Origin of the sequence: Paraburkholderia sp. SIMBA_030 (genome assembly GCF_046535245.1) — a bacterium.
Taxonomy (GTDB): Bacteria; Pseudomonadota; Gammaproteobacteria; order Burkholderiales; family Burkholderiaceae; genus Paraburkholderia.
Genome location: NZ_JAWRXB010001665.1, coordinates 1 through 235, shown reverse-complemented (window position 1 = coordinate 235; position 235 = coordinate 1). Strand labels below are relative to the sequence as shown.

The 235-nt window shown below is 67.7% G+C and carries 1 protein-coding gene; it reads left to right on the top strand.

Annotated features, from left to right (window positions below):
- On the top strand, nt 1-235 hold a 235-nt coding region (locus tag SB772_RS45675; RefSeq protein ID WP_410839234.1), incomplete at both ends, for an alpha/beta fold hydrolase.

Below are 235 nucleotides of genomic sequence, written 5' to 3'. Positions count from 1 at the left end.
GTATGTGGCCGACATGGTGACGCTTATCGCGCGCACGGGCGTGGAACAGGTCGACTGGTTCGGCACGTCGATGGGCGGTCTCATCGGGATGGCGCTCGCAGGCCTGCCCGACGCGCCCATCGGGCGCCTGCTGCTGAACGACATCGGCCCGCATATCGAACCGGCGTCGCTCGAGCGCATCGGCGAGTATGTCGGGCGCGACTCGCGCTTCGCAACGCTGCAGGAAGGGATCGAC